24 protein-coding genes and 1 tRNA gene are annotated in these 24,729 nt (G+C 73.4%); 17 read left to right on the top strand and 8 right to left on the bottom strand.

Annotation, left to right across the window (positions count from 1 at the left end):
• Positions 1-33 precede the first annotated feature (33 nt).
• Both OIM89_RS11270 and OIM89_RS11265 read right to left on the bottom strand, forming a co-directional pair.
• Entirely contained in the window at positions 34-1,356 is a 1,323-nt protein-coding gene (locus tag OIM89_RS11270; RefSeq protein ID WP_030698618.1) for an MFS transporter, read from the bottom strand.
• A gap of 258 nt (positions 1,357-1,614) precedes the next feature.
• Positions 1,615-3,069 (bottom strand): potassium/proton antiporter, encoded by a 1,455-nt coding sequence (locus OIM89_RS11265; RefSeq protein ID WP_030698619.1) that lies wholly within the window; start codon positions 3,067-3,069, stop codon positions 1,615-1,617.
• A 326-nt stretch (positions 3,070-3,395) separates the two neighbouring features.
• On the opposite strand from OIM89_RS11265, the gene OIM89_RS11260 reads away from it, so the two are divergent.
• On the top strand, positions 3,396-6,248 hold the full coding sequence (locus tag OIM89_RS11260; RefSeq protein ID WP_047468026.1) for a penicillin acylase family protein: 2,853 nt from the start codon (positions 3,396-3,398) through the stop codon (positions 6,246-6,248).
• Between the two features lie 88 nt (positions 6,249-6,336).
• Here OIM89_RS11260 and OIM89_RS11255 read toward each other — a convergent pair whose 3' ends face one another.
• Complete coding sequence (locus OIM89_RS11255; RefSeq protein ID WP_151168373.1) at positions 6,337-6,948, bottom strand: 5-formyltetrahydrofolate cyclo-ligase; 612 nt, start codon at positions 6,946-6,948, stop codon at positions 6,337-6,339.
• Positions 6,949-7,037: 89 nt separating this feature from the next.
• On the opposite strand from OIM89_RS11255, the gene galU reads away from it, so the two are divergent.
• The 9 genes from galU to OIM89_RS11210 all read left to right on the top strand — a co-directional run bounded on the left by galU (position 7,038) and on the right by OIM89_RS11210 (position 13,587).
• Entirely contained in the window at positions 7,038-7,940 is a 903-nt protein-coding gene (gene galU, locus OIM89_RS11250) for a UTP--glucose-1-phosphate uridylyltransferase GalU (RefSeq protein ID WP_030698622.1), read from the top strand.
• A 4-nt stretch (positions 7,941-7,944) separates the two neighbouring features.
• The gene (gene glp, locus OIM89_RS11245) at positions 7,945-9,360 is read left to right on the top strand and encodes a gephyrin-like molybdotransferase Glp (RefSeq protein ID WP_175458833.1); all 1,416 of its coding nucleotides are present in this window, start codon (positions 7,945-7,947) and stop codon (positions 9,358-9,360) included.
• 82 nt (positions 9,361-9,442) lie between these two features.
• Positions 9,443-9,973, top strand: a complete 531-nt coding sequence (moaC, locus tag OIM89_RS11240) for a cyclic pyranopterin monophosphate synthase MoaC (protein ID WP_264491215.1) — start codon at positions 9,443-9,445, stop codon at positions 9,971-9,973.
• Entirely contained in the window at positions 9,970-10,482 is a 513-nt protein-coding gene (locus tag OIM89_RS11235) for a molybdenum cofactor biosynthesis protein B (RefSeq protein ID WP_264491214.1), read from the top strand. The genes moaC and OIM89_RS11235 overlap by 4 nt, the downstream gene beginning before the upstream one ends.
• 41 nt (positions 10,483-10,523) lie before the next feature.
• Positions 10,524-11,102, top strand: coding sequence for a GNAT family N-acetyltransferase (locus tag OIM89_RS11230; protein WP_257380585.1), 579 nt, complete (start codon positions 10,524-10,526; stop codon positions 11,100-11,102).
• 222 nt (positions 11,103-11,324) lie between these two features.
• A complete protein-coding gene (gene glpR / locus OIM89_RS11225; protein WP_264491213.1) occupies positions 11,325-12,458 on the top strand; it encodes a gephyrin-like molybdotransferase receptor GlpR in 1,134 nt (377 codons plus the stop codon).
• Positions 12,459-12,531: 73 nt separating this feature from the next.
• A tRNA-Ala gene (locus OIM89_RS11220) sits at positions 12,532-12,605 on the top strand.
• Between the two features lie 152 nt (positions 12,606-12,757).
• Positions 12,758-13,186, top strand: a complete 429-nt coding sequence (locus OIM89_RS11215; RefSeq protein ID WP_151168370.1) for a DUF4259 domain-containing protein — start codon at positions 12,758-12,760, stop codon at positions 13,184-13,186.
• The gene (locus OIM89_RS11210) at positions 13,183-13,587 is read left to right on the top strand and encodes a hypothetical protein (RefSeq protein ID WP_030698629.1); all 405 of its coding nucleotides are present in this window, start codon (positions 13,183-13,185) and stop codon (positions 13,585-13,587) included. The genes OIM89_RS11215 and OIM89_RS11210 overlap by 4 nt, the downstream gene beginning before the upstream one ends.
• An 81-nt stretch (positions 13,588-13,668) precedes the next feature.
• Here the strand turns inward: OIM89_RS11210 and OIM89_RS11205 are convergent, their stop codons facing one another.
• Positions 13,669-14,358: a response regulator transcription factor gene (locus tag OIM89_RS11205; protein ID WP_247860368.1), complete on the bottom strand. Its 690-nt coding sequence runs from the start codon at positions 14,356-14,358 to the stop codon at positions 13,669-13,671.
• A 1-nt stretch (position 14,359) separates the two neighbouring features.
• Entirely contained in the window at positions 14,360-15,553 is a 1,194-nt protein-coding gene (locus OIM89_RS11200) for a sensor histidine kinase (RefSeq protein ID WP_264491212.1), read from the bottom strand.
• A 190-nt stretch (positions 15,554-15,743) separates the two neighbouring features.
• Between OIM89_RS11200 and OIM89_RS11195 the strand changes: the two genes are divergently transcribed.
• The 3 genes from OIM89_RS11195 to OIM89_RS11185 are packed head-to-tail and all read left to right on the top strand — an operon-like array spanning position 15,744 to position 18,760.
• Positions 15,744-17,264, top strand: a complete 1,521-nt coding sequence (locus OIM89_RS11195; protein WP_264491211.1) for an alpha/beta hydrolase — start codon at positions 15,744-15,746, stop codon at positions 17,262-17,264.
• 13 nt (positions 17,265-17,277) lie between these two features.
• Positions 17,278-17,931 carry a hypothetical protein gene (locus OIM89_RS11190; protein ID WP_030698633.1) on the top strand — a complete coding sequence of 218 codons (654 nt, stop codon included), beginning with the start codon at positions 17,278-17,280 and terminating at the stop codon, positions 17,929-17,931.
• Positions 17,932-17,956: 25 nt separating this feature from the next.
• A complete protein-coding gene (locus tag OIM89_RS11185; protein ID WP_264491210.1) occupies positions 17,957-18,760 on the top strand; it encodes an alpha/beta fold hydrolase in 804 nt (267 codons plus the stop codon).
• A 16-nt stretch (positions 18,761-18,776) separates the two neighbouring features.
• Here the strand turns inward: OIM89_RS11185 and OIM89_RS11180 are convergent, their stop codons facing one another.
• Positions 18,777-19,310 carry a GNAT family N-acetyltransferase gene (locus OIM89_RS11180; protein ID WP_030698635.1) on the bottom strand — a complete coding sequence of 178 codons (534 nt, stop codon included), beginning with the start codon at positions 19,308-19,310 and terminating at the stop codon, positions 18,777-18,779.
• Between the two features lie 81 nt (positions 19,311-19,391).
• Here OIM89_RS11180 and OIM89_RS11175 point away from each other — a divergent pair, with 81 nt between their 5' ends.
• Positions 19,392-20,186 (top strand): exodeoxyribonuclease III, encoded by a 795-nt coding sequence (locus OIM89_RS11175; RefSeq protein ID WP_030698636.1) that lies wholly within the window; start codon positions 19,392-19,394, stop codon positions 20,184-20,186.
• A 36-nt stretch (positions 20,187-20,222) separates the two neighbouring features.
• On the opposite strand, the gene OIM89_RS11170 is transcribed toward OIM89_RS11175, so the two are convergent.
• Positions 20,223-20,900, bottom strand: a complete 678-nt coding sequence (locus tag OIM89_RS11170) for a MerR family transcriptional regulator (protein WP_030698637.1) — start codon at positions 20,898-20,900, stop codon at positions 20,223-20,225.
• Between the two features lie 132 nt (positions 20,901-21,032).
• On the opposite strand from OIM89_RS11170, the gene OIM89_RS11165 reads away from it, so the two are divergent.
• Genes OIM89_RS11165 through OIM89_RS11155 form a run of 3 tightly spaced genes read left to right on the top strand, consistent with a single transcriptional unit; the run spans position 21,033 to position 24,372 of the window.
• The gene (locus OIM89_RS11165; RefSeq protein WP_030698638.1) at positions 21,033-22,586 is read left to right on the top strand and encodes a flavin-containing monooxygenase; all 1,554 of its coding nucleotides are present in this window, start codon (positions 21,033-21,035) and stop codon (positions 22,584-22,586) included.
• A complete protein-coding gene (locus OIM89_RS11160) occupies positions 22,583-23,500 on the top strand; it encodes an alpha/beta fold hydrolase (RefSeq protein WP_031178314.1) in 918 nt (305 codons plus the stop codon). The genes OIM89_RS11165 and OIM89_RS11160 overlap by 4 nt, the downstream gene beginning before the upstream one ends.
• Entirely contained in the window at positions 23,497-24,372 is an 876-nt protein-coding gene (locus tag OIM89_RS11155; protein ID WP_030698640.1) for an SDR family oxidoreductase, read from the top strand. The genes OIM89_RS11160 and OIM89_RS11155 overlap by 4 nt, the downstream gene beginning before the upstream one ends.
• A gap of 76 nt (positions 24,373-24,448) precedes the next feature.
• On the opposite strand, the gene OIM89_RS11150 is transcribed toward OIM89_RS11155, so the two are convergent.
• Positions 24,449-24,634 carry a hypothetical protein gene (locus OIM89_RS11150; protein WP_234344671.1) on the bottom strand — a complete coding sequence of 62 codons (186 nt, stop codon included), beginning with the start codon at positions 24,632-24,634 and terminating at the stop codon, positions 24,449-24,451.
• Between the last annotated feature and the right edge of the window lie 95 nt (positions 24,635-24,729).

Raw genomic sequence — 24,729 nt, 5'->3', positions numbered from 1 at the left:
TAACGACGATCCATAGTGACGCATTCCGCGCCCTCAGTCCACTGCCGCCGGGGTTCGGTGACCGATACCACGCCCGGTTCCGCCGGACGCCACCGGCCCGCGCCCCGTGCCACCGGACTTCGGGACCAGCCGGGAACGCAACGCCACCAGCACCACGAGGGCCAGCACCGTCCCGCCCAGCGGCACCGCGAACCCGGCCCGCGCCCCGAAGGCGTCGGCCAGCGTGCCCGAGGCGGTGACCGCCCCGGCCTGCCCGAGGGCGACCGCGCCGGTCAGCCAGGTGAACGACTCCGTACGGGCGCCCGGCGGGACCAGGCTGTCGATCAGCGTGTAGCCGGTGATCAGGGCCGGGGCGACGCAGAGCCCGGTCAGCAGCCCCGCCACCGCCAGCGGCGCCAGCGAGGGCATCGCCCACAGGGTGGAGGCGGTGACGGCCAGTGCCGCGTAGCCCACCAGGAGGCGGCGCTGGGGCGGGACCGACCAGGCGACCACGCCGTAGACGATGCCGGCGAGGGTGTTGCCCGCCGCGAAGATGCCGTAGAGCAGGCCGTTCATGCCCGGGTGGCCGGCTTCCTCGGCGAAGGCGGTCAGGGAGACCTGGAGGCCGCCGAAGACCGTGCCGATGCCGAGGAAGGCGACGGCGAGGACGCGGACGCCGGTGATCGAGAGGGCGGAGCCGGAGGTTCCGGAGGCGCGGCCGGCGGCCGGGCGGGGGGTGACCTCGGGCTGGGTGGAGCGCTGGGCGGCGAAGAGGAGGCCGCCGAGGAGGGAGAGGGCGCCTTCGGCGGCGAGGCCGGCCGCCGGGTGGACGCCGGTGCAGAGCGCCGTGGCGATCACCGGGCCGAGGACGAAGGTCAGCTCGTCGGTGACCGACTCGAAGGCGGCCGCCGTCCCCGCGAGCGGAGTGTCACCGAGCCGCGCCGCCCACCGCGAGCGGACCATCGGCCCGATCTGCGGCACCGAGGCACCGGTCGGCACCGCCGCCGCGAAGAGCGTCCACAGCGGGGCCCCGGTCAGGGCCAGCACGGTGAGGAGGGCGACCGCGGCCGAGTGCAGGAGGACGCCCGGTACGAGGACCGCGCGCTGCCCGAAGCGGTCGGCGAGCTTGCCCGCCTGAGGGGCGAGCAGCGCCATGGAGACACCGGCGACGGCGGCGACCGCGCCGGCCACGCCGTAGGAGCCGGTGGTGTGCTGCACCAGCAGCACCAGGGAGATCGTCAGCATCGCGAACGGCAGCCGGGCCGCGAAGCCCGGCAGCAGGAACGTCCAGGCTCTCGGGGTGCGCAGCAGCTGTCCGTATCCGGGGCGCTTCGTGGGGCGCCCGTCGGAGGGGTCGACAGTGACCGTGGATTCCACGGCCCGTCCCTTTCTGCCGCCTGAGGGCGTGCCCGCTGTCGGGCGCCGAGAGCTGTCCACTAACGCGCGGAACTGCGGTAGATGCCGGGCCACCCGGTGGGGAGGACTCCACGGCCGCCATACGGTCGCGCCAGCTCCGCGTCAGGCAGAGTTGGTCGGTTCAGGGTTCGTTCATCGTACAGCCGACGGCGGGGCAAACCTGCCCACAAGCCGCCGGTACGGACCGGGCCCGCCCCTCGCCGGAGGCGGGCCCGGGGCTCACTCCTCCTTGCCGGAGGTGCCCAGCCAGCCCGCGAGCTTGCCGCCGCGGCCCACCGCCCGCAGCCGTTCCTCCGCCGAGTCGCGGACCGGGTCGGTGGCGACGACGAGGAGTTCGTCGCCGCGCTGCAGCAGGGTGGAGGGTGCCGGCACGAAGCTGTGGCCGTCGCGGACGACGAGGGTGACGGCGGCGCCGGTGGGCAGCCGCAGTTCGCTCACCTCCACGCCGTGCATCCGGGACTTCTCCGGTATGGCGACCGAGAGGAGGTGGCCCCGCAGCCGCTCCAGCGGTGCCGACTCCACGCCGAGGTCGGCCGCCTCGGCCTGGTCGCCGAGGCCCAGCCTGCGCGCGAGCCATGGCAGGGTCGGGCCCTGGACGAGGGTGTAGACGACGACCAGGATGAAGACGATGTTGAAGAGGCGTTCGCTGCCGCGCACCCCCGCCACCATCGGGATGGTCGCCAGGATGATCGGCACCGCGCCGCGCAGCCCCGCCCAGGACATCAGCGCCTGCTGGCGCCACGGCCGCCGGAACGGCGTCAGGCTCACGAAGACGCTCAGCGGACGCGCCACCACCGTCAGCACCAGGCCGATGACGAGCGCCGGCAGCACGTCGCCCGCCAGTTCGTGCGGGGTGACCAGCAGCCCCAGCAGCACGAACATGCCGATCTGCGCGACCCAGCCGAGCCCTTCGGCGAAGCCGCGGGTGGCCGGGGCGTGCGGGAGTCTGGCGTTGCCGAGGACCAGGGCGCACAGGTACACCGCCAGGAAGCCGCTGCCGTGGGCCATCGCCCCGGCCGCGTAGGCGGTGGTGGCGATGGCGAGGACCGCGACCGGGTACAGGCCCGAGGCGGGCAGGGCGACATGGCGCAGGCCGAGCGCGCCCAGCCAGCCGACGGCGAGGCCGATCGCGGCGCCGATGGCCAGCTCCAGCAGGATCTCGCCGATCAGGACGTACCAGTGCTCGATGGGTCCGGCGGTGCAGAAGGCGAGGACCAGGATGACCACCGGGGCGTCGTTGAAACCCGATTCGGCCTCCAGCGTGCCGGTGATGCGGGACGGCAGGGGGACCCGGCGGAGCACCGAGAAGACCGCGGCGGCGTCGGTGGAGGAGACGACGGCGCCGATGATGAGGGCCTGGCGCCACTCCAGCCCCGCCAGGTAGTGGGCGGCGGTCGCCGTCACGCCGACGCTCACCGCCACCCCCACCAGGGCGAGTGCGGCGGCCGAGGGCAGCGCCGGCTTCATCTCCTTCCACGAGGTGCCCAGTCCGCCCTCGGCGAGGATGACGACCAGGGCCGCGTAACCGATGACCTGGGTCAGTTCCGCGTCGCTGAAGGAGAGATGGCCTATGCCGTCGACGCCCATGGCGACGCCGATGCCGAGATAGACGAGGAGGCTGGGGAGTCCGCTGCGTGAGGAGATCCGCACCGCCGCGACGGCGACGAGCAGCACGAGCGAACACAGGAGCAAAAGCTGGTTGAGATCGTGGACAGTCAGTGGCCGTTCCTTCCCTGCGGCGGAACACAGAGCGCGAGGTAGTTCGTTACCTTACCTAATCGTTAACGGGTCCTTGATGGCGATTGCCGCGAATCGTGCGCCGGGGTCAACACCCCGCACAGCGCCCGCCGGTGCACGAGCCGCCCAACGGCCGTCCCCACCTGGGGTGAACGGGTTCCCCACTCCGCGTCCTGCCCGCCCGGACGCTGCGCCTATGGTTGCTCCAGCACTCCTCAGGCCCACGCGGACCGCATGCCGCTCGAAGGACAGCAAGGACAGCGATGCCCTCCACCACCACCGCCTCATCCGGCCATGCGCCCGGCAGGAGAAAGGGTCGCCGAGCCCGCCGAATCGTCCTCGTCCTGGTCCTCGCACTCGTCGCGGGTGTCGGGTACGGCGCGTACTGGGGCGTGAGCACGGTCCGGTCGGCCTTTCCCGAGACCAAGGGAAGCCTCGAACTCGACGGCCTCAGCGCCCCGGTCGAGGTCCGCCGCGACGGCAACGGCATTCCCCACCTCTACGCCGACAGCGACGAGGACCTCTTCCGTGCCCAGGGCTACGTCCAGGCGCAGGACCGCTTCTGGGAGATGGACGTCCGCCGGCACACCACCGCGGGCCGCCTCTCCGAGATGTTCGGCGAGAGCCAGGTCGACACCGACGCCTTCCTGCGCACCCTCGGCTGGCACCGGGTGGCCAAGCAGGAGTACGACACCAAGCTGTCCAAGAGCACCAAGGCGTACCTGCGCGCCTACGCCGACGGCGTCAACGCCTACCTCTCCACGAAGAGCCCCGAGGAGCGCTCCGTCGAGTACGCGGCGCTCGGCTTCACCAACGACTACGAGCCCGAGCCCTGGACGCCCGTCGACTCGGTCGCCTGGCTCAAGGCCATGGCCTGGGACCTGCGCGGCAACATGCAGGACGAGATCGACCGCTCCCTGCTGACCAGCCGCCTGGGCCCGGCCGAGATCGCCGACCTCTACCCGGACTACCCGGTCGACCGGAACCAGCCCATCGTGGACAAGGGCGCCGTCGACCCGGCCACCGGCGAGTACGACCCGTCCGCGACCCCCACCGAGAACGCCGGGGACGCCGGAACGGGCGAGAACCCCGGCGGTACCGGCACCGGGACCGGAACTGGCACCGGGACCGGAACTCCCGGCACCGGTACGGGCACCGGAACCGGAACCGAGGGCGGGATAGACACCGGCGCGGACGCCGGCACCGGCACCGACCCGGGCATGCAGAGCCAGCTCTCCGGGCTCTCCGACGTCCTCGACAACGTCCCGGCGCTGCTCGGCCCCAACGGCAACGGCATCGGCTCCAACTCCTGGGTCGTCGCGGGCGAGCACACCACCACCGGCAAGCCGCTGCTCGCCAACGACCCGCACCTCTCCCCGCAACTGCCGTCCCTCTGGTACCAGATGGGCCTGCACTGCCGCAGCGTCTCCGAGAAGTGCCAGTACGACGTCTCCGGTTACACCTTCTCCGGGATGCCCGGCGTGGTCATCGGCCACAACGACCAGATCTCCTGGGGCATGACCAACCTCGGCGCGGACGTCACCGACCTGTACCTGGAGAAGGTCAGCTCCGGCGGCTACCAGTACGGCGGCAAGACCGTCCCGTTCGAGACCCGGCGCGAGACGATCAAGGTCGCCGGCGGCAAGAGCCGCACCATCACCGTCCGCGAGACCAACAACGGGCCCCTCGTCTCCGACCGCAACGACGAACTCGGCAAGGTCGGCAAGAAGGCGCCCGTCCAGGCCGCCGCCCCCGACCGCGGCGACGGCTACGGCGTCTCGCTCCGCTGGACGGCGCTGACCCCCGGCCGCTCCATGGACGCCGTCTTCGCCCTCAACAAGGCGACGGACTTCAAGGAGTTCCGCTCCGCCGCCGCCCTCTTCGAGGTCCCCTCGCAGAACCTGATCTACGCCGACACCGAGGGCAACATCGGCTACCAGGCGCCCGGCCGCGTCCCGGTCCGCGCCAAGGGCCACGACGGCACCCTCCCGGCCCCCGGGTGGGACCCGTCGTACAACTGGAAGGGGTACGTCCCGCAGGACGCCCTGCCCTACGAGTACAACCCGGACCGCGGCTACATCGTCACCGCCAACCAGGCCGTCGTGGACGCGGAGAAGTACCCGTACCTGCTCACCGAGGACTGGGGGTACGGCGCGCGCAGCCAGCGGATCAACGACCTCCTGAAGTCGAAGACCAAGGACGGCGGCAAGATCTCCATGGGCGACATGCGCACCATGCAGCTCGACGACTCCAGCTCCATCGCCAAGCTGCTCACGCCGTACCTGCTGAAGATCGACGTCAAGGACAGCCACGTCCGCGAGGCGCAGAAGCTCCTGGAGGGCTGGGACTACACGCAGACCGCCGAGTCGGCGCCCGCCGCCTACTTCAACGCCGTCTGGCGCAACATCCTCAAGCTCGGCTTCGGCAACAAGCTGCCCAAGGAGGTCCGCGTCAAGGGCCAGTGCCTCAACGTCGAGCCGGCCAGCCAGACCCGTCCCGAGGACGAGACCCGCAAGGTCCGCGAGTGCGGCCAGCGCTCCGCCGACTCCGCGCAGCCCGACGGCGGCGACCGCTGGTTCGAGGTGGTCCGCCAGCAGCTGGAGAAGGAGGACAGCGAGTGGTGGCACTCCCCGGCCACCCGCACCGACGACGCCACCAAGACTCGTGACCAGCTCTTCGAGCGGGCCATGGAGGACGCCCGCTGGGAGCTGACCGCCAAGCTCGGCAAGGACATGGACTCCTGGAACTGGGGCCGGCTCCACCAGCTGACCCTGGAGAACCAGACCCTCGGCACCAGCGGACCGGGCCTGGTCCAGAAGATCCTCAACCGCGGCCCCTGGGACCTCGGCGGCGGCGAGGCCACCGTCAACGCCACCGGGTGGAACGCGGCCGCCGGCTACGAGGTGATCTGGGTGCCGTCCATGCGGATGGTGGTGAACCTCGGCGACCTCGACAAGTCCGAGTGGATCAACCTCACCGGCGCCTCCGGGCACGTCTACAGCCCCCACTACACCGACCAGACGGAGAAGTGGGTCAAGGGCGAACTGCTGCCCTGGGCGTTCACCGAGAAGGCCGTCAAGAAGGCCACCGAGGACACCCTGGTCCTCAAGCCCTGAGGTCCTGATCCAGGACGGCTGGAGAAACAGCCGTCAAAGCCCCCGCGACCGGCACCGGTCGCGGGGGCTTTCGTGCGTCGGCCGGCGGTCAGCCGCGCCCGCGCGCCCGGTGCGTTCCGGAGGGGGTGAGGACCACGTGCACCGGCCGGTCGTGCGGCTCGGCCGGCACCTCCTCCCGCAGTTCGTGATCATGGAGCAGGACCAGCAGCAGCGGGTCCGCCCCGGCCGCCGCCAGCCGCGCCAGCACCCGGTCGTAACTGCCGCCGCCCCGGCCCAGCCGCCGCCCCGAGAGGTCCGCGGCGAGGCCCGGCAGCAGCACGGCGTCCACCCCCGTCACCGCCTCGGGACCGAGCCGGGGCCCGGCCGGCTCGTGCAGAGTCATCCGTCCTGACCTGCGGGTTTCCGCCAGCGAGGCCGGGCCCTCGTACTCCGCCCAGTCCAGGTCGTCGTCGGGGAGCAGGACAGGCAGCAGCACGCGGACACCGCGCCGCCGCAGCTCCTCCAGCAGGGCTTTCGTGCCGGGCTCGCCGCCGACCGAGACGTAGGCCGCGACCGTGCGGGCGCCGGCCATCTCGGGCAGCGACAGGACCCGCCGGGCGAGAACCGCGGCCGTCTTCTCGGCGTCATCTCCGGTCAACCGGGATCTCACGGCGAGGAGCTCTCGGCGCAACCCGCGCTTGGCATCATCGGGACCACTCATCCGTACCAAACCTCATCAATCGGCTTATATTCGACTTACCTTGTCGGATCAACAGATTTCCGGCATGCCCAGCGGTTATGGTGAGCGGCATGACTGAGTCGAACGCCAGGATCAGCAAAGCGGTCGTCCCCGCCGCCGGCCTCGGGACACGCTTCCTCCCCGCCACCAAGGCCACGCCGAAGGAAATGCTTCCTGTCGTCGACAAGCCGGCCATCCAGTACGTCGTCGAGGAGGCCGTCGCCGCCGGGCTCTCCGACGTCCTCATGGTCACCGGACGCAACAAGCGCCCCCTCGAGGACCACTTCGACCGCAACTACGAGCTGGAACAGGCGCTCAGCCGCAAGGGCGACGAGGCCCGCCTCGCCCGCGTCCAGGAGTCCAGCGACCTCGCCACCATGCACTACGTCCGCCAGGGCGACCCGCGCGGCCTCGGCCACGCCGTCCTGTGCGCCGCCCCGCACGTGGGCAACGAGCCCTTCGCCGTCCTCCTCGGCGACGACCTGATCGACCCCCGGGACCCGCTGCTCGCCCGCATGGTCGACGTCCAGGAGCGCGAGGGCGGCAGCGTCATCGCCCTGATGGAGGTCGCCCCCGAGCAGATCCACCTCTACGGTTCGGCCGCCGTCGAGACCACCGGCGAGGACGACGTCGTCCGCGTCACCGGCCTGGTCGAGAAGCCCGACCCCGCCGACGCGCCCAGCAACTACGCCGTCATCGGCCGGTACGTCCTGGACCCCGCCATCTTCGGCATACTGCGACAGACCGAGCCGGGCCGCGGCGGCGAGATCCAGCTCACCGACGCGCTCCAGAAGCTCACCGAGGACGAGAAGGTGGGCGGCCCCGTGCACGGTGTGGTCTTCAAGGGCCGCCGCTACGACACCGGCGACCGGGGCGACTACCTGCGCGCCATTGTCAGACTGGCGTGCGAACGTGAAGACCTGGGCCCCGACTTCCGGGCCTGGCTCCGCAGTTACGTCACCGAGGAGATGTAGCACCTTGAGCAGCACGACTGAGCAGGCCACCGGCGCACGCACCTGGTCGGTGGCCGAGCACCTCGACGACATCCTCACCGCGGTCCAGCCCCTGGAGCCCATCGAGCTGAACCTGCTCGACGCCCAGGGCTGCGTCCTCGTCGAGCAGGTCACCGTGCCGGTCGCGCTGCCCCCCTTCGACAACAGCTCCATGGACGGCTACGCGGTCCGCGCCGCCGACACCGAGCGGGCCTCGGAAGCCTCCCCGGCCGTCCTCACCGTCATCGGTGACGTCGCGGCCGGCTCCAGCGGCACCGAGCTGACCGTCGGCCCCGGCCGGGCCGCCCGCATCATGACGGGCGCCCCGCTGCCACCCGGCGCCGACGCCGTCGTCCCCGTCGAGTGGACCGACGGCGGCACCGGCGCCGGGCCCGCCCGCACCATGGCCCCGCACAGCGCCTCGCCCCAGGGCTCCGGCGGCCAGGTCCGCGTCCACCGCCCGGTCACCCCGCACGCCCACGTGCGGGCCCGCGGCGGCGACGTCTGCGCCGGGGACGTCGCCCTGGAGGCCGGGACGGTCCTCGGCCCACCGCAGATCGCCCTGCTCTCCGCCATCGGCCGCCCCGCCGCCCGGGTCCGCCCGCGCCCGCGCGTCGTCGTCCTGTCCACCGGCAGCGAACTGGCCCAGCCCGGCGAGGAACTGGCGGCCGGCCAGATCTACGACTCCAACAGCTTCGCCCTGGCCGCCGCCGCCAAGGACGCGGGCGCCATCGTCTACCGCGTCGGCGCCGTCACCGACGACGCCGAGACGCTGCGCGCCACCATCGAGGACCAGCTCATCCGCGCCGACCTCCTCGTCACCACCGGCGGCGTCAGCGTCGGCGCGTACGACGTCGTCAAGGAGGCGCTCACCGCCGTCGCCGAGGAGGAGCTCGGCGAAGCGGAGGGCGAGCCCGCCGAGGGTGAGGAGGGCGAGGACGCCGAGCAGGCCGTCCACCGCGCCCACGTCGACTTCCGCACCCTCGCCATGCAGCCCGGCAAGCCCCAGGGCTTCGGTACCATCGGCCCCGACCGCACCCCGATCCTCACCCTCCCGGGCAACCCGGTCTCCTCGTACGTCAGCTTCGAGCTCTTCGTACGGCCCGCGATCCGCGCCATGATGGGGCTGGCCGACCTCCACCGGCCCGTCGTCCGCGCCACCCTGCTGCCGCCGCACGGAGCGGGGGACGAGGAGCCGGCGCCGCTCACCTCGCCCGAGGGGAAGCGGCAGTTCCTGCGCGGCACGTACACCGGCGGCGAGCGGCCGGAGGTGCGGCCCGTCGGCGGTTCCGGCTCCCACCTCATCGGCGCCCTCGCCCACGCCGACGCGCTCATCGTCGTCCCCGAGGCGGCCACCAAGGCGGCCTGGGGCAGCGAGGTCGAGGTCGTCCTGCTCGGCTGACCGGCACCCGGTGCGGGTACGGTGGTCGCCCACACAGGCCGACATGGGCGCGGTGGGCCGCGGACCGGGAGTCGCACAGCACATGACAGCGTTTACGCCGGGGGAGACCCCCGGCCCCTCGCAGCAGGACCAGCTCACCCACCTCGACGAGGCCGGCGCGGCCCGCATGGTCGACGTCTCCGCCAAGGACGTCACCGCCCGCACCGCCCGCGCCTTCGGCCGGGTCCTCGTGGCACCCCGCGTGGTGGAACTCCTGCGCGGCGAGGGCGTCCCCAAGGGCGACGCCCTCGCCACCGCCCGCATCGCCGGCATCATGGGTGCCAAGCGCACCCCCGACCTGATCCCGCTCTGCCACCCGCTGGCCGTCTCCGGCGTCAAGGTCGACCTCGCCGTCACCGACGAGGCGGTGGAGATCCTCGCCACCGTCAAGACCACCGACCGCACCGGCGTCGAGATGGAGGCGCTCACCGCCGTCACCGTCGCCGCGCTCGCCGTCGTCGACATGGTCAAGGCCGTCGACAAGGGCGCCGTCATCACCGACGTCCGCGTCGAGGAGAAGACCGGCGGCAAGTCCGGCACCTGGCAGCGCGCGGCCGAAGGCCCCGCCGCATGAGCGCCGCACCCCGCGCCCTCGTCGTCACCGCCTCCAACCGCGCCGCCGCCGGCGTCTACGCGGACACCGGCGGCCCCCTCATCACCGAGGCCCTCACCGCCCTCGGCTTCGCCGTCGACGGCCCCCGCGTCGTCCCCGACGGCGACCCGGTCGCCGAAGCCCTCGCCGCCGCCGTCGCCGACGGCTACGACGTGGTCGTCACCACCGGCGGTACGGGGCTGAGCCCCACCGACCGCACCCCCGAGGCGACCCGCCCCCTGCTCGACCGCGAGATCCCCGGCATCGCCGAGGCCATCCGCGCCGAGGGCCTGCCCGAGGTCCCCACCGCCGCCCTCTCCCGCGGCCTGGCCGGACTCGCCGGACGCACCCTCATCGTCAACCTCCCCGGCTCCACCGGCGGGGTCCGCGACGGGCTCGCCGTCCTCGGCCGCCTCCTGCCGCACGCCGTCGACCAGATCCGGGGCGGCGACCACCCCGCCGGACCGCCCGCGCCGGGGAGGGCCAGCTGAACCCGCCGTACTGGCCGGTCGAACTCCGCGAGGGGGACGTCCTGCTCCGGCCGATCCGGATGCGCGACCAGCGCGCCTGGCGCGAGGTCAACCGCCGCAACCGCGACTGGCTGCGCCCCTGGGAAGCCACCATTCCGCCGCCCACCCCCGTCGGCCCCGTCATCCACCGCCCGACCTACCGTCAGATGGTGCGCCACCTCCACAAGGAGGCCGGGGCGGGCCGCATGATGCCCTTCGTCATCGAGTACCGGGGCCGCCTCGTCGGGCAGCTCACCGTCGCCGGGATCACCTGGGGGTCGATGTGCTCGGCCCACATCGGCTACTGGGTCGACCAGGAGGTGGCCGGCCGGGGCGTGATGCCGACCGCCGTCGCCGCCGCCGCCGACCACTGTTTCCGCGGCCTCGGACTCCACCGGATCGAGGTCTGCATCCGCCCCGAGAACGGCCCGAGCCGCCGCGTCGTGGAGAAACTCGGATTCCGTGAGGAAGGGCTGCGCCCGCGCTATCTGCATATCGACGGAGCCTGGCGCGACCACCTCGTATTCGCCCTCACGGCCGAGGAAGTGCCCGACGGAGTCCTGCGCCGCTGGCGCCGCGCACGGCCGCACCCCACCGCCTGACCCGGGAAGCCGCCCGCGCCCGCCAAAACCGCACACCACGGCCATGATCCCGAGAATACGAATAAGCGTTCGAATTCTTTAGGGATCGATCACCCGGCAGTCGCGGAGCGCAATCGTTCGGTCACATCTGTAGGAAAAAACTCTGGAGATATCAGCCGGATCGTGCGACACACCGGCCCAATTGGCGGATGGCCCCAACGAAACCCCTCTACCGTGTGAGTTGTGAGCAGCAGCGGCCTCATTTACGCAGTCATCGTGGGGGCCTGGGCCGCCTACTTGGTGCCCATGTGGCTCCGCCGGCAGGACGAGCTGAACGAAGCCCGGCCGACGGAACGCTTCAGCACCGCCATCCGGCTCCTGTCCGGACGCGCGGGAATGGAGCGGCGCTACGCCAAGGAGGCCGCCCAGGCCGCCGCCGGCACCGGCGAGCCCTCCGGCGAGGGTGAACCGGCCGACGGCGCGACCCGCGCCCCGGACACCGCGACCGGTTCGGTCGACGTCCGGTCCTTCGCCATGCCCCCGGTGCGCGAGGAACCCGCGCCGCCGCGCCGCACCGCGCCCCGGCCGCCCGAGCCGGAACCGCAGGAGGAGCGCCCCCAACCGCAGCAGGCCCCCGCCCGCCGCCCCGCCGCGCCCGGCGACACCGCGCGCGCCCGCCGCTCCAAAGTCCTCGCGCGCCGCCGCCGCACCACGATGCTGCTCTTCCTCGCCTTCACCCTCGGCGCGGTCGCCGCCGCCGTCGGCGGCCTCGCCCTCCTCTGGGCCCCCACCGTCCCCGCGATCCTGCTCAGCGCCTACATCGCCTACCTGCGCCGCCAGGAACGCCGCCGCTTCGTCTACGCGATGGACCGCCGCCAGGCCGAGGCCGCCGCCCAGCACCTGCGCGAACGGGGCCGCACCCAGCGCCACACCACCGAGCGCGCCGACGAGGCCGAGGAGCCCGCCCCCGCCCCCGACCCGGAGCGCACCGCGCTGGCCGCCGACCGCAGGGCGCTGGTCGAGCAGACCGACCACGCCGAATGGGTCGACCAGCAGCGCGCCCGCCGCCGCCCCGCCGACGGCGAGAGCTGGGACCCCGTCCCCGTCCCGCTCCCCACCTACGTCACGGCTCCCGTCGCCCCCCGCGCCACCCCGCCCGTCGACCTCGGCGCCCCCGACACCTGGAGCTCCGCCCGCTCCAGCGCCGCCCCGGACACCGCCGGCGGCGAGGCCCCCGCGGGCGAGCCCCCCGAGGAGCCCGCCGAAGCCGCCCCGGCCCGCCGCGCCGCCTCCGCCCGCCGCTCCCGCGAACGCGGCCGCACCCCCCTCTTCGACCAGTACGACGAGGGCGACCGCCCCCGCGCCGCCAACGAATGACCCCCACCCCCGGCCACCAGCGATCGGATTACCGACCACCCCGGTCGGGGTGCTAAAGTTTCACCCGTTGCAAGGGCCTGTGGCGCAGTCCGGTAGCGCACCTCGTTCGCATCGAGGGGGTCAGGGGTTCGAATCCCCTCAGGTCCACGCAAGTAAGAGCCCCTTCCAGGGTTTCCTGGGAGGGGCTTTTCGCTGTCCCCAGGCATCACGTGTGTCAGAGGGGTGTGGCAGCTTGCCCCTGGCTCCCGTCAAGCCTGGCGCACGGGGACCGCCACTTCGCCCGAGGAGGCTCTGGGGACATGACTCGACCGACGGGAACCATGGGCTACGGGAAGGACGCCGAGGCTCTGGCCCAGCAGTACGAAGAGGTGCCGTTCCGGGAGCAGGCCGTACGCACCGCTCTCGTGCGCGCGGTCGACATACCGGACGGCGTGGAGCTCGACGCGTGCGAGGCGCAACGCGCGGTGGCCGCGGCCGCCCTCGTCGCCGCACAGTGCCCCGGAGGCGAGCCCGCCGCTTCCGCGTACGGGCCGGACGAACCGCTTCCGGACCTCACCGGTCTGCGCGGGCTCGCCGTCGATGCCCTCGGCCGCGTGCTGACGGAGCCCTCCGAGCTGTACGAGCTGTGGGCCGAGTCGGGCGGCGAACGCTGGGTCGCGGAGGTGCGGCGGCTGGAGAACGCGCTGCTGCCGCAGCCGGCCGATGAGCAGCCGGGGCTGTTCCGATGAGCTGGGACGTTCTGCTGGTCCGTCTGCCTGGCGAGGTCACCTCGGTGTCCCGGACGGCTCATGACTACGTGCCGGCGCCGCTCGGCTCGCGCCATGACGTCCTCGCGACGGTTGCCCGAGTGCTCCCCGAGGCCGACCTGTCGGACCCGGCCTGGGGCGTGCTCTCCGGGCCCACCTGGTCCATCGAGCTGAGCATCGGTGCGGACGATCCGGTGGAATCGATGATGCTCCACCTCCGGGGAGCGGGTGACGACGTGCTGACCCCGGTTTTCGAGCTGGCCGGGGCGCTCGGGTGCAAGGTGTTCGACTGCTCGGCGGGGGATCTGATCACGCCGGGGGGAGTGTCCGGCGGGCACGGTTCTCGGCGGTTCCGGGACCAGGTGGTGGGGGAGGGCCGGTGAGCGGGCGGGCGGCGATCGCAGGTGGTGCGTGCCTGGTGAGTCCGGGTGCGGTGGCGCTCACTGCTCCGCGGTGCAGGCCCGTCAGTCCTCCGCGTCCCGTACCAGGAGGGCGAGTTGGACGCGGTTGGCGACGGACAGTTTGGTGAAGAGGGCGGTGGTGTGGGCCTTGACGGTGGCTACGGAGATGTGGAGGCGGGCGGCGATCTCGGGGTTGGAGAGGCCCTCGGCGATGGCGTGGGCGGTGTCGCGTTCCCGGTCGGTGAGGGTGGCGAGGCGGCGGCGGGCGGCCTCGCGGGCGGCGGTGCGGGCGCCGGAGGAGTGCGGGCCGGTGGCGGCGGCGATGACGCGGGCGGTGACCGAGGGGGAGAGGACGGGCTCGCCGGCCGCGACGGTGCGGACCGCCTCGGCGATACGGGCCGGCGGGGTGTCCTTGAGGACGAAACCGAGGGCGCCCGCGCGCAGGGCGCCGAGGACCAGGTCGTCGGCGTCGAAGGTGGTGAGCATGAGGACGGCGGGAGGCGAGGGGCGGATGAGGAGCTCCCGGGTGGCGTCGAGGCCGTCGCGGCCCGGCATCCGTACGTCCATCAGGACCACGTCCGGGCGGTGCAGTTCCGCCTCGGTGAGGGCGGTGTCGCCGTCGGTGGCCTCGGCGACGACGGCCAGGTCCGGTTCGCTGTCGATGACCAGGCGCAGGGCGAGGCGGACCAGTTGGTCGTCGTCGACGACCAGGACGCGGATCGGCGGCGTGGTCTGTTCCTCGTGGCCGGCCAACTCATGCCCTCTTCCCCCGGTGGTCCGGCCAGGGTAGTCGTGCGGTGAGGAGGTGGCCGCCGTCCGGGGTGGGGCGGTGGAGCAGTTCGCCGCCCGCGAGGGTGACGCGTTCGGTGAGGCCGAGGAGGCCGTAGCCGGAGCGGGGGAGGGCGGCGGTGTGGGCGGTGGCGGCGGGGGAGTTGCGGACCGTGACGCGCAAGCCGTCGCCCGGGGCGCCCTCGACGGTGACGTGGACGCGGGAGCCGGGGGCGTGTTTGGCGGCGTTGGCCAGCCCCTCCTGGGCGACGCGGTAGCAGGTGCGGCCGACCGTGTCGGGCGGGTCCCCCGAGACGGTGCCGGCCAGGGTGGCGTCGAGGCCGGCGGCCCGGGCCTCGGCCACCAGTCGGGGGATCAGCTCCAGGGAGGGCTGCGGGGGTTCGGGGCGGTCCGGGTCGGAGCGGAGGACGCCGAGGACGTCGCGGAGTTCCTCCAGGGCCTGGTGGGAACTGTCCACGATGGAGCGGACCAGGACGCGGTTCTCCTCGGCGGTGAGGTCGCCGCGGTGGTCCAGCACCCCGGCGTGCAGGGCGACCCGCGAGATCCGGTGGGCGAGCACGTCGTGCATCTCTCGGGCGATCCGGGTGCGTTCCTGGGCGCGCGCCTGGGCGGCCCGCGCGCTCTGCTCGCGCTCCGCGCTCCGGGCCCGCTCCCGCAGCGAGGCGACCTCGGCGCGGCGGGCGCCGACGGCCAGCCCCACGGCGACCGCGATGCCCGCGCACGCCGCCGTGAGCAGGAGGGGGAGCCAGGGCGGCGGGGGCGCGAGGCGGATCGGGTAGAGGTCGATGTTGTACTGGGCGGCCGCCACGTACGCCGCCGTGACCGTGGCGGTCCACGCCGTGCGGCGATGGGCGGCGATCGAGGCGAGGGCGAGGAAGGCGGCGCCGGCGGCGAGCGTCGAGGCGGCCGACGCGAGGACCACCACCAGGGCCACCGGCAGCGGGTACCGGCGCCGCCAGACCAGCGCGACCAGGCAGCCCAGCGCCACCAGCGGATCGCCCACCACGAACCAGTACCCGCCGTCGGTGACGTGGCCGCGCGGCAGCTGGCCCGCGGTCAGGACCCAGAACGGGATGCCCAGCGCCGCTGCCGCCAGCAGCCGCCAGCTCTGCCGCAGGCCCTCGTGGCGGGGTGCGGCCTCGGAGGACGTCGTCACCATGCGGCCATTGTGGCGAGCCCGCCCGGCCCGCACAGCCTCCTTGGGGAGGGGCCGCACTCGACCGAAGTCGTAGCCGCGTCCCGACCCGGGTCGGGGGTGGTCCGGGCCCGTCGGCCGATGTGCGGGGCGGGGCCCTGCGGCCACGCTCGTCGGGTAGCCCTGACCGATTCCTCGCCCCCAGGAGGTCCCGATGCCCCTGCGCAGAATCACCACGCTCGCCCTCGCCCTCTCCGCCACGGCGGCCACGCTGACCGCCGTACCCGGAGCCGCGGCGGCCCGGACCCCGGAGACCCTGCGGTGGAAACCGTGCGCCGAGGAACAGCAGAAACCGGCGGAAACGGCGAAGGACAGCAAGGGCGCCAAGGGCGCGGAAGTGCCCGAGTTGCCGCCGCTGGAGTGCGCGACGCTCGACGTTCCGCTGGACTACGCCGATCCCGGCGGGCGGCAGATCGAGATCGCCGTCTCCCGGCTGGCGAGCGAGAAGCCCGAGCGGCGCCGGGGGGTGCTGCTGACCAACCCGGGCGGCCCGGGCGTCGGCGGGCTCGGTTACCCGGCCGTCCTCGCCGCCTCCGGCCTGCCGCAGGAGGTGCGTGACGCCTACGACCTCATCGGCTTCGACCCGCGCGGGGTGGGCCGCAGCACCCCGGTGAGCTGCGGGCTGACCCAGGAGCAGCAGGGCCGGGGCAACTTCCCGGCCTGGGCGGACACCCCGGGCGACGTCGTCCGCGAGGCGGGCCGTGCCCGGCAGATCGCCGAGCGGTGCGCCGCCTCCCCGTCGGCGCCGCTGCTGCCGCACATCGGCACCGCCGACGTCGCCCGCGACATGGACCGGATCAGGGCGGCCCTCGGCGAGGAGCGCGTCTCGTACCTCGGCGCCTCCTACGGCACGCAGCTCGGTACCGCCTACGCCTCGCTCTTCCCGGGGCGCGGGGACCGGATCGTGCTCGACAGCGCTCTGGGGCCCGGTGGGTACGACCACCAGGCCATGCGGCTGTTCGGCCGGGGGCTGGAGGACCGCTTCCCGGACTTCGCGGCGTACGTCGCCGCCCGTCCCGAGTACGGGCTCGGCACCACCCCGCGGCAGGTGCGGGCGACGTACCAGGAGCTGGCCCGGCGGCTGGAGCGGGAGCCGGTCCAGGGGTGGGACGCGGCGGCCTTCCGGGGGATCACCTTCGACCGGCTCTACGTCGACGCCAACATGCCGGAGCTGGCGGAGATCTGGCAGGCGCTCGACACCGGCGGGCCGGTGCCGGAACAGCCGCCCTTCCCCGGCCTGGAGGCACTCATGTCCGCGCGGTTCGCGGTGATCTGCGGCGACTCCCCGTGGCCGCGCACGATCCGGGAGTACCAGCGTGACGTGCGGGCCGACAGCCGGCGGTACCCCCTGCTCGGCGGGTCCACGGCCAACATCGGGCCCTGCGCCTACTGGCCGCGCTCCTGGGTCAAGGAGCCCGTGCGCGTCGACGACCAGGGTCCATCGAACATCCTCCTCGTCCAGAACGAGCGCGACCCGGGCACCCCGCTCGCCGGGGCGAGGGAGCTGCGGCGGGCCCTCGGCGACCGGGCCGTGCTGGTCACCGCCGACCAGGGCGGCCACGGGGTCTACCCGTTCGGCGTCAACACGTGCGCCAACGACGCCGTGACCACGTACCTGACCACCGGGCAGCGGCCCGCGCGGGACCTCGCCTGCGCGGCCGAACCCGCCGAGTGAGAGGAAGCCACCGATGTTCGGGGAACGGCGGCGGCGCAAGGCCCTGCGCCGGGTGGAGCCAGGTGACGGGCGGGCCCTGGGGCGATTCCGCTGGTGGCAGCTGCCCTTCCGGGCGCTGCTCCACCTCCGGCTGACCGAGGCGGACGGCACGGTGGCGGTGTACTCCGTCGACGTGCGGCACGGGCAGAACCAGTCGTCCGGCGAGGTCAGGGCCGACCTGTACCGCGAGGGCCGGCGCCGGGCGCGGTGCCGGCTGCCCGCCGTCCTCCCCGTCCCGGGCGGCCACGTCGAGGTGGCGATGAGCGGCTTCGGGCTGAAGCGCTGCCACTACGTGACCGACGGCGGCAGCGAGCAGCAGCTCACCCCCGATCCGGCCTCCGCCGAGGGCCGCCGGGCCCGGTTCGACCGGAGGCACCCCGCGCTCAGCCGGGGTGTGGGGTGGCTGTCGGCCGCCGTGCTCGGGGTGGCTCTGGTCCTCCTGCTCCTCCAGACCGCCGGGACGGTGACGGAGGCGCAGCCGGTCGCCCGGCACCTCGGCACCTTCACCTCCCCGGTACGGCTGGACTGGTGGGGCAACGCGGCGGTGGCCGCGACCAGTCTCGCCGCCGCCACCGAACGCGCCCTGCGCCTGCGCCACCACCGCCTGCTCGACGGCGCCGCCGGGTAGCAGCCGCCTCATCTACGCTGCCCCCATGGGGACTTACGAGGTCGACGGTGTGCAGCTGGCGTACGAGGAGTGGGGCCCGGAGGGCGGGGTGCCGGTGGTGCTGGTGCACGGGCATCCCTTCGACCGGAGCCTGTGGCGGGCGCAGGCCCAGCGGCTGGCCGGGGCCGGCTGCCGGGTGGTCCTGCCGGACCTGCGGGGGTACGGGGAGAGCCAGGTGGTGCCGGGGCGGACGCCGTTCCCGGTCTTCGCCGGTGACGTGGTGGCGCTGCTCGACCGGCTGGGGATCGGACAGGCCGTGGTCGGCGGGGTCTCCATGGGCGGCCAGATCACCATGGAGATCCGCCGCCTGTACCCGGAGCGGGTGCGCGCCCTGGTGCTGGCCGACACCTCCTACCCGGCCGAGACCGAGGAGGGCCGCGCCGGGCGCCTCGCGCTGGCCGAGCGGCTGCTCGCGGAGGGGATGGGCGGCTACGCGGACGAGGTCGTCGGGAAGATGGTCGCGTCGTACAACGTCGGGGCGAAGCCGGAGGCGACCGCGCACGTGCTCCGCATGATGCGCGCCACCGACCCCGAGGGCGCCGCCGCCGCCCTGCGCGGCCGGGCCGACCGCGAGGACTACGAGGCGACGCTGGCCGGAGTGAGCGAGCCCGTGCTGATCGTGGTCGGCGCCGACGACGCGTTCACCACGGTCGCGGACGCCGAGGCGATCCGCCGCCTGGTCCCGCACGCCACCCTCACCGTGATCCCCGGCGCCGGGCACCTGCCCCACCTGGAACAGCCGGAGGAGACCGGGCGGGCGCTGGTGGGGTTCGTCACGGGGCTGGGCTGAGCGGGCACCGCCCAGGTCAGACCGTGGTCCCGGCCGGCAGCGGGCTCGTCGTCGCGGCGGCCGGGGTCAGCGGCTTGGCGTAGCAGCGGCTCAGTTCGTCGAAGCGGTACAGGCCGAACTTGGCGCACGGGGTGTAGCCGCTGGAGGCGTAGAGGTTGATCGCCTCCGGCTGTTTGGTGCCGGTCTCCAGGACCATGCGGGTGCGCCCGGCGGCCCGCGCGTCCTCCTCCAGGGCCGCGAGGATGCGCCGGGCCAGGCCGTGGCCGCGCGCCTCGCGGATGACGAACATGCGCTTCAGCTCGGCGTCGCCGTCGGAGTACGCCTCCTCGTTGGCGTCCTGGGAGCGCCAGCCGCCGGAGGCCACCGGGCGGTCCCGCTCGTCGTAGGCGAGCAGGTACAGGCCGCGCGGCGGGGCGAACATGCCCGGGTCGAGCCAGGTGGCGTCGCCGTCGTCGCCGTACCGCTCGGCGTACTCGAGCTGGACCTCGTCGTTGAGCTTGACGGCGTCGGGGTGGTCGAAGGCGACCGGACGCAGGGTGTGCATGGTCATGCGGATCAGCGTACTTCTATGCGGGGGAGGCTCGGGGTGCGGGGAGCCCGGAATGTCAGACCCCCTGGGTAGGGTTCCGGGATGCTCACCGTCACCACTGCGAATGTAAACGGCCTCCGCGCCGCCGCCAAGAAGGGCTATGTCGAGTGGCTCGCCGCCACCGACGCCGACGTCGTCTGCCTTCAGGAGGTCCGCGCCGAGGAGTCCCAGCTCCCCGAGGCCGTCCGGGCGCCCCAGGGGTGGCACGTCGTCCTCGCGCCCGCCGCCGCCAAGGGCAGGGCCGGAGTGGCGTTGCTCACGCGGCGCGCGCCGGAGCGGGTGCGGATCGGCTTCGGCAGCGCCGAGTTCGACACGAGCGGGCGGTACGTCGAGGCGGACCTGCCCGGCGTGACCGTGGCCAGCCTCTACCTGCCCTCCGGCGAGGTCGGCACCGAGCGGCAGGACGAGAAGGAACGGTTCATGGCCGAGTTCCTGGAGTACCTGAAGGAGCTGCGGGCGAAGGCGGCGGCGGACGGCCGTGAGGTCGTGGTGTGCGGCGACTGGAACATCGCCCACCAGGAGGCCGATCTGAAGAACTGGAAGGCCAACCGCAAGTCCTCCGGCTTCCTCCCCGAGGAGCGCGCCTGGCTCGACCGGGTCTACGCCGAGGCCGGCTACGCGGACGTGATGCGCGCCCTCCACCCGGACCAGGCGGGCCCGTACTCGTGGTGGTCGTACCGGGGGCGCGCCTTCGACAACGACTCCGGCTGGCGCATCGATCTGCACGTGGCCACCCCTGGCCTCGCCGCCCGCGCCGTCAAGGGCCAGGTGGAGCGGGCCGCGACCCACGAGGAGCGGTGGTCGGACCACGCGCCGGTGACGGTCGTCTACGGGTGAGGGCGGCGGGCGTCCGCGGGTGAGCGGGCGCCCTCGCTACGCGTCCTCGCCCGGCTTCGCACCCGGCTCGCGCAGGGCGGCGATGTGGCGGTCCATCGCCAGGGAGAGTTCGGCCTCGACCACGCTCTTGGCCAGCGGGCGGAGCCGGTCGAGGTCGGCGGCGGGGGCGTGGGTGGACATGGTGTCCAGGAAGAGCGAGGCGAGGGCCTCGGCGTGGACGCGGACGCGGGAGCCGGCCTCCAGGACGGCGGCCAGCGGGACGCCCTCGCGGATCAGGGCGACCGAGACGTCGAGCAGGCGGCGGCTGATGTGGACGATCTCGTCGCCGTCGGTGGCGAGGTAGCCGAGTTTGAGTGCCTCGGCGAAGTTCTCCGTGGTGACCTCGCCGGCGAAGACGTCGGCCAGTTCCTCGGGGGAGAGGCGGACCGGGGTCTCCTCGGTCGGGGTGACGCCGAGCAGGGAGCCGACGTCCTGGCCCTCCTCGAAGGCGTTCATCAGCTCGGTGATGCCGCCGAGGGTGTGACCGCGCTCCAGCAGCGCCGTGATGGTGCGCAGCCGGGCCAGATGGTGGTGGTCGTACCAGGCGATGCGGCCCTCGCGGCGCGGTGGCGGCAGGAGTTTGCGCTCGCGGTAGAAGCGCAGGGTGCGCACGGTGATGCCGGCCGCCTTGGCCAGCTCGGCGGTCCGGTACTCGCGCTCTCCTTGGTCGTCCACGCCGGAACCCTATGCCGTACCGCCGGTAACTTTCCTCCGTCGTACCCCTACCCATCGGTATGCCGCTGCCCTACTCTCCCAATCATGCCAGTGATTGCTGGCGCGATGGCAGAAGTTGCGGGAGGCGAAGCCATGGCAGGGAAGAGCAAGGAACAGCGGACGGAACGCGGCGAGCACGTCAAGGTGGTCGTCATCGGTACCGGCTTCGGCGGACTCGGCGCCGCCGTCCGGCTGCGCCGCGAGGGCATCACCGACTTCGTCGTGCTGGAGCGCTCCGGCTCCGTCGGCGGCACCTGGCGGGACAACAGCTACCCGGGGTGCGCCTGCGACGTCCCCTCGCACCTGTACTCGTTCTCCTTCGCGCCCAACGCCGAATGGCCGCGCACCTTCTCGGGCCAGAAGCACATCCGCGCCTACCTGGAGCAGGTCACCGACACCTTCGGGCTGCGCCCGCACATCCGCTTCGACCACGAGGTCGAAATGATGCGGTGGGACACCGAGCGGCTGATCTGGGAGGTCGAGACCAGCCAGGGCACCCTCACCGCCGACGTGGTGGTCTCCGCGACCGGGCCGCTCTCCGACCCCAAGCTGCCGGACGTGCCCGGGATCGACACCTTCCCCGGCAAGATCTTCCACTCGGCCCGCTGGGACCACGACTACGACCTGCGCGGCAAGCGCGTCGCCATGATCGGCACCGGCGCCTCCGCCATCCAGATCGTGCCCGCCATCCAGCCCGAGGTCGGCAAGCTCACGCTCTTCCAGCGGACGCCCCCGTGGGTCATGCCCAGGATGGACCGCAAGGTGACCGGCGCCGAGCGCTGGCTGCACCGGAAGCTGCCCGTCACCGCCACCGCGCGGCGCGGCATCCTCTGGGGCATCCGCGAACTCCAGGTGCAGGCCTTCACCAAGCGGCCCGGCGAACTGGGCGCGGTGGAGACCCTGGCCAAGCGGAACCTCGCCCGCGCCATCAAGGACCCGGCGCTGCGCGCCAAGCTCACCCCGGACTACCGCATCGGCTGCAAGCGCATCCTGCTGTCGAACACGTACTACCCGGCGCTCGCCCAGCCCAACGTCGACCTGGTCGCCTCCGGCCTCAGCGAGATCCGGGGCAACACCCTCGTCGGCGCCGACGGCAGCGAGGCCGAGGTCGACGCGATCATCTTCGGCACCGGCTTCCACGTCACCGACATGCCGATCGCCGAACGCGTCGTCGGCGACCAGGGCGAGACCCTTGCCGCCACCTGGAAGGACGGCATGAACTCGCTGCGCGGGGCCACCGCCGCCGGGTTCCCCAACTGGATGACGATCATCGGCCCCAACACCGGGCTCGGGAACTCCTCGATGATCCTGATGATCGAGTCCCAGCTCAACTACATGGCCGACTACCTGCGCCAGCTCGACGTGCTCGGCGGCAAGGCGGCCCTGGACGCCCGCGACTCGGCCGTCACTGCCTGGAACGAGAAGGTCCAGGAGCGCATGGAGCGCACCGTCTGGGCCACCGGCGGCTGCAACAGCTGGTACCTGGACGCCAACGGCCGCAACACCACCGTCTGGCCCGGCACCACCACCGAGTTCCGCAACGCCACCCGCCGCGTCGACCTCTCCGAGTACGAGGTGCTGCGTCCCGCCCCCACGGCCGCCGACGGCAAGGGCCCGCGCGGCGAGAAGGCCGGGGTGAGCGCGTGAGCCCCCGCCCCGCGGCCGTCCCCTACCGGGAGCTGACCGCCGTCTCCGCCGACGGGTCGCGCCTCCACGTCGAGGTGCACGGCGCCGAGGGCGCCCCCGCGATCGTGCTCTCCCACGGCTGGACCTGCTCCACCCGCTTCTGGGCCGCGCAGATCGCCGACCTCGCCCGCGACCACCGCGTCATCGCCTACGACCAGCGCGGCCACGGCGCCAGCCCGGTCCCGGCCACCTATGCCGCGTACTCGACCCGGGCCCTCGCCGACGACCTCGAAGCGGTCACCGCCGCCACCCTCGCCCCCGGCGAACAGGCCGTCTTCGCCGGGCACTCGATGGGCGGCATGACGATCATGGCCGCCGCCGACCGGCCCGGCTTCCGCGAGCGCGCCGCCGCCGTGCTGCTCTGCTCCACCGGCCCCGCCGACCTGGTCGCCGGGGCCACCGTGCTGCCGATGAAGCCGGGGAAGGCCAGGACCTGGCTGACCGCCAAGGTGCTGGGCGCCCGCGCCCCGCTCGGCCCGGTCACCGCCCTGTCCCGCAAGATCCTCAAGTACGGGACGATGGGCCCCGGTTCGGCACCGGACCGGGTGGACGCCTGCGCCCGGATCGTGCACGCCTGCCCGCGCCGGGCCCGGATCGGCTGGTCGAAGGTGCTGGAGACGCTGGACCTGCGGACCGGGGTGCGGGCGCTGACCATGCCGGCCGCCGTGCTCGTCGGCACCCACGACCGGCTCACCCCGCCGGCGCACGCCCGCGCGCTCGCCGAGGCGCTGCCCCACCCGCTGGGGCTGACCGAACTCACCGGCCAGGGCCACATGACGCCCATCGAGGCGCCCGAGGCCGTCACCGCCCGCATCCGCGAGCTGGCCGCCACGTACATCACTACCGGCAACATTCAGGTGAAGGAGGGGGCATGAGCAAGGTCAGCCTGGAGGGACAGGTCGCCGTCGTCACCGGCGCCGCCCGCGGCGTCGGCGAACTGCTGGCCCGCAAGCTGTCGGAGCGCGGCGCCAAGGTGGCGCTGGTCGGCCTGGAGCCGGACGAGCTGAAGGCGGTGGCCGGACGGCTGCCCTCGGACGCCGACTGGTGGTACGCCGACGTCACCGACCACGAGGCGCTCGCGCAGGTCGCACGGGAGGTCAAGGCCCGGTTCGGCAAGATCGACATCGTGGTCGCCAACGCCGGTGTCGCGGTCGGCGGCCCCTTCGAGGAGTCCGACCCGGTCGCCTGGCGCCGGGTGATCGAGGTCAACCTCGTCGGCTCCGCCGTCACCGCCCGGGCCTTCCTGCCCGTACTGAAGGAGAGCCGCGGCTACCTCCTCCAGATCGCCTCGCTCGCCGCCATCACCCCCGCTCCGATGATGTCGGCGTACTGCGCCTCCAAGTCGGGTGTCGAGGCGTACGCCAACTGTCTGCGGGCCGAGGTGGCGTACCACGGGGTGAAGGTCGGGGTCGGCTATCTGAGCTGGACCGACACCGACATGGTGCGCGGCGCCGATCAGGACGACGTCATGCGCGAGCTGCGGCAGCGGCTGCCGTGGCCGGCCAACAAGACGTACCCGCTGCCGCCGGCGGTCGACCGGATCGTGGCGGGGATCGAGCGCCGGTCCGCCAAGGTGTACGCCCAGCCGTGGCTGCGCGGGATGCAGTCGATCCGGGGCTACCTGCCGGGGATCATCGCCACCGTCGGCAAGCGGGAGATCAAGCGGTTCGCGCCCCGGCTCAGCCAGGTCTCCACCGGCCTGGTCGGCTCGGGCGGCGCGGCCGACGAGAAGCACCGGGCGGGCTGAGCGGCCCCTCCCGGACAGCGCCGGGCCCGGTCCGTTGGGAGGACCGGGCCCGGCGTGTGCGTCGACGGGGGCGGCGTCACTGGTTGTGGTGGTGGCCGCGCTTCGGATGGCCTTCGTGGCCCTCGTGGGAGCGGCCGTGCCTGCCGTGCGGGCGGCCGGAGTCGTGCCGGCCGGCCTCCTTCGAGGCGTTCTCCTTCGAGGCGGCCATCTTCTCCTTCGCCTGGTCGGCGAGGCGCTCGGCCTTGTTCCTGAACTGGTCCATGAGGCCCATGGCGAGTCCTCCCAAGGGGACATTCGGGGCATAGCTGAACACCTTCCAGCCTCGCACGTCCGCCTGCCGCCCGCATCCCCCGCCGC

This window comes from Streptomyces sp. BI87 (genome assembly GCF_025957665.1).
Lineage (GTDB): Bacteria > Actinomycetota > Actinomycetes > Streptomycetales > Streptomycetaceae > Streptomyces > Streptomyces albidoflavus.
The sequence above is the reverse complement of the archived record's forward strand: the minus strand, read 5'-3'. Positions and strand labels throughout refer to the sequence as shown.

Bases quoted from the DNA above. Each gene is read 5' to 3' on its own strand.
- OIM89_RS11260 (WP_047468026.1), top strand. From the start codon at position 3,396: ATGCCCTCCACCACCACCGCCTCATCCGGCCATGCGCCCGGCAGGAGA.
- OIM89_RS11255 (WP_151168373.1), bottom strand. From the start codon at position 6,948: ATGAGTGGTCCCGATGATGCCAAGCGCGGGTTGCGCCGAGAGCTCCTC.
- galU (WP_030698622.1), top strand. From the start codon at position 7,038: ATGACTGAGTCGAACGCCAGGATCAGCAAAGCGGTCGTCCCCGCCGCC.
- moaC (WP_264491215.1), top strand. From the start codon at position 9,443: ATGACAGCGTTTACGCCGGGGGAGACCCCCGGCCCCTCGCAGCAGGAC.
- OIM89_RS11235 (WP_264491214.1), top strand. From the start codon at position 9,970: ATGAGCGCCGCACCCCGCGCCCTCGTCGTCACCGCCTCCAACCGCGCC.
- OIM89_RS11215 (WP_151168370.1), top strand. From the start codon at position 12,758: ATGACTCGACCGACGGGAACCATGGGCTACGGGAAGGACGCCGAGGCT.
- OIM89_RS11210 (WP_030698629.1), top strand. From the start codon at position 13,183: ATGAGCTGGGACGTTCTGCTGGTCCGTCTGCCTGGCGAGGTCACCTCG.
- OIM89_RS11200 (WP_264491212.1), bottom strand. From the start codon at position 15,553: ATGGTGACGACGTCCTCCGAGGCCGCACCCCGCCACGAGGGCCTGCGG.
- OIM89_RS11195 (WP_264491211.1), top strand. From the start codon at position 15,744: ATGCCCCTGCGCAGAATCACCACGCTCGCCCTCGCCCTCTCCGCCACG.
- OIM89_RS11190 (WP_030698633.1), top strand. From the start codon at position 17,278: ATGTTCGGGGAACGGCGGCGGCGCAAGGCCCTGCGCCGGGTGGAGCCA.
- OIM89_RS11185 (WP_264491210.1), top strand. From the start codon at position 17,957: ATGGGGACTTACGAGGTCGACGGTGTGCAGCTGGCGTACGAGGAGTGG.
- OIM89_RS11180 (WP_030698635.1), bottom strand. From the start codon at position 19,310: ATGACCATGCACACCCTGCGTCCGGTCGCCTTCGACCACCCCGACGCC.
- OIM89_RS11175 (WP_030698636.1), top strand. From the start codon at position 19,392: ATGCTCACCGTCACCACTGCGAATGTAAACGGCCTCCGCGCCGCCGCC.
- OIM89_RS11165 (WP_030698638.1), top strand. From the start codon at position 21,033: ATGGCAGGGAAGAGCAAGGAACAGCGGACGGAACGCGGCGAGCACGTC.
- OIM89_RS11155 (WP_030698640.1), top strand. From the start codon at position 23,497: ATGAGCAAGGTCAGCCTGGAGGGACAGGTCGCCGTCGTCACCGGCGCC.
- OIM89_RS11150 (WP_234344671.1), bottom strand. From the start codon at position 24,634: ATGGACCAGTTCAGGAACAAGGCCGAGCGCCTCGCCGACCAGGCGAAG.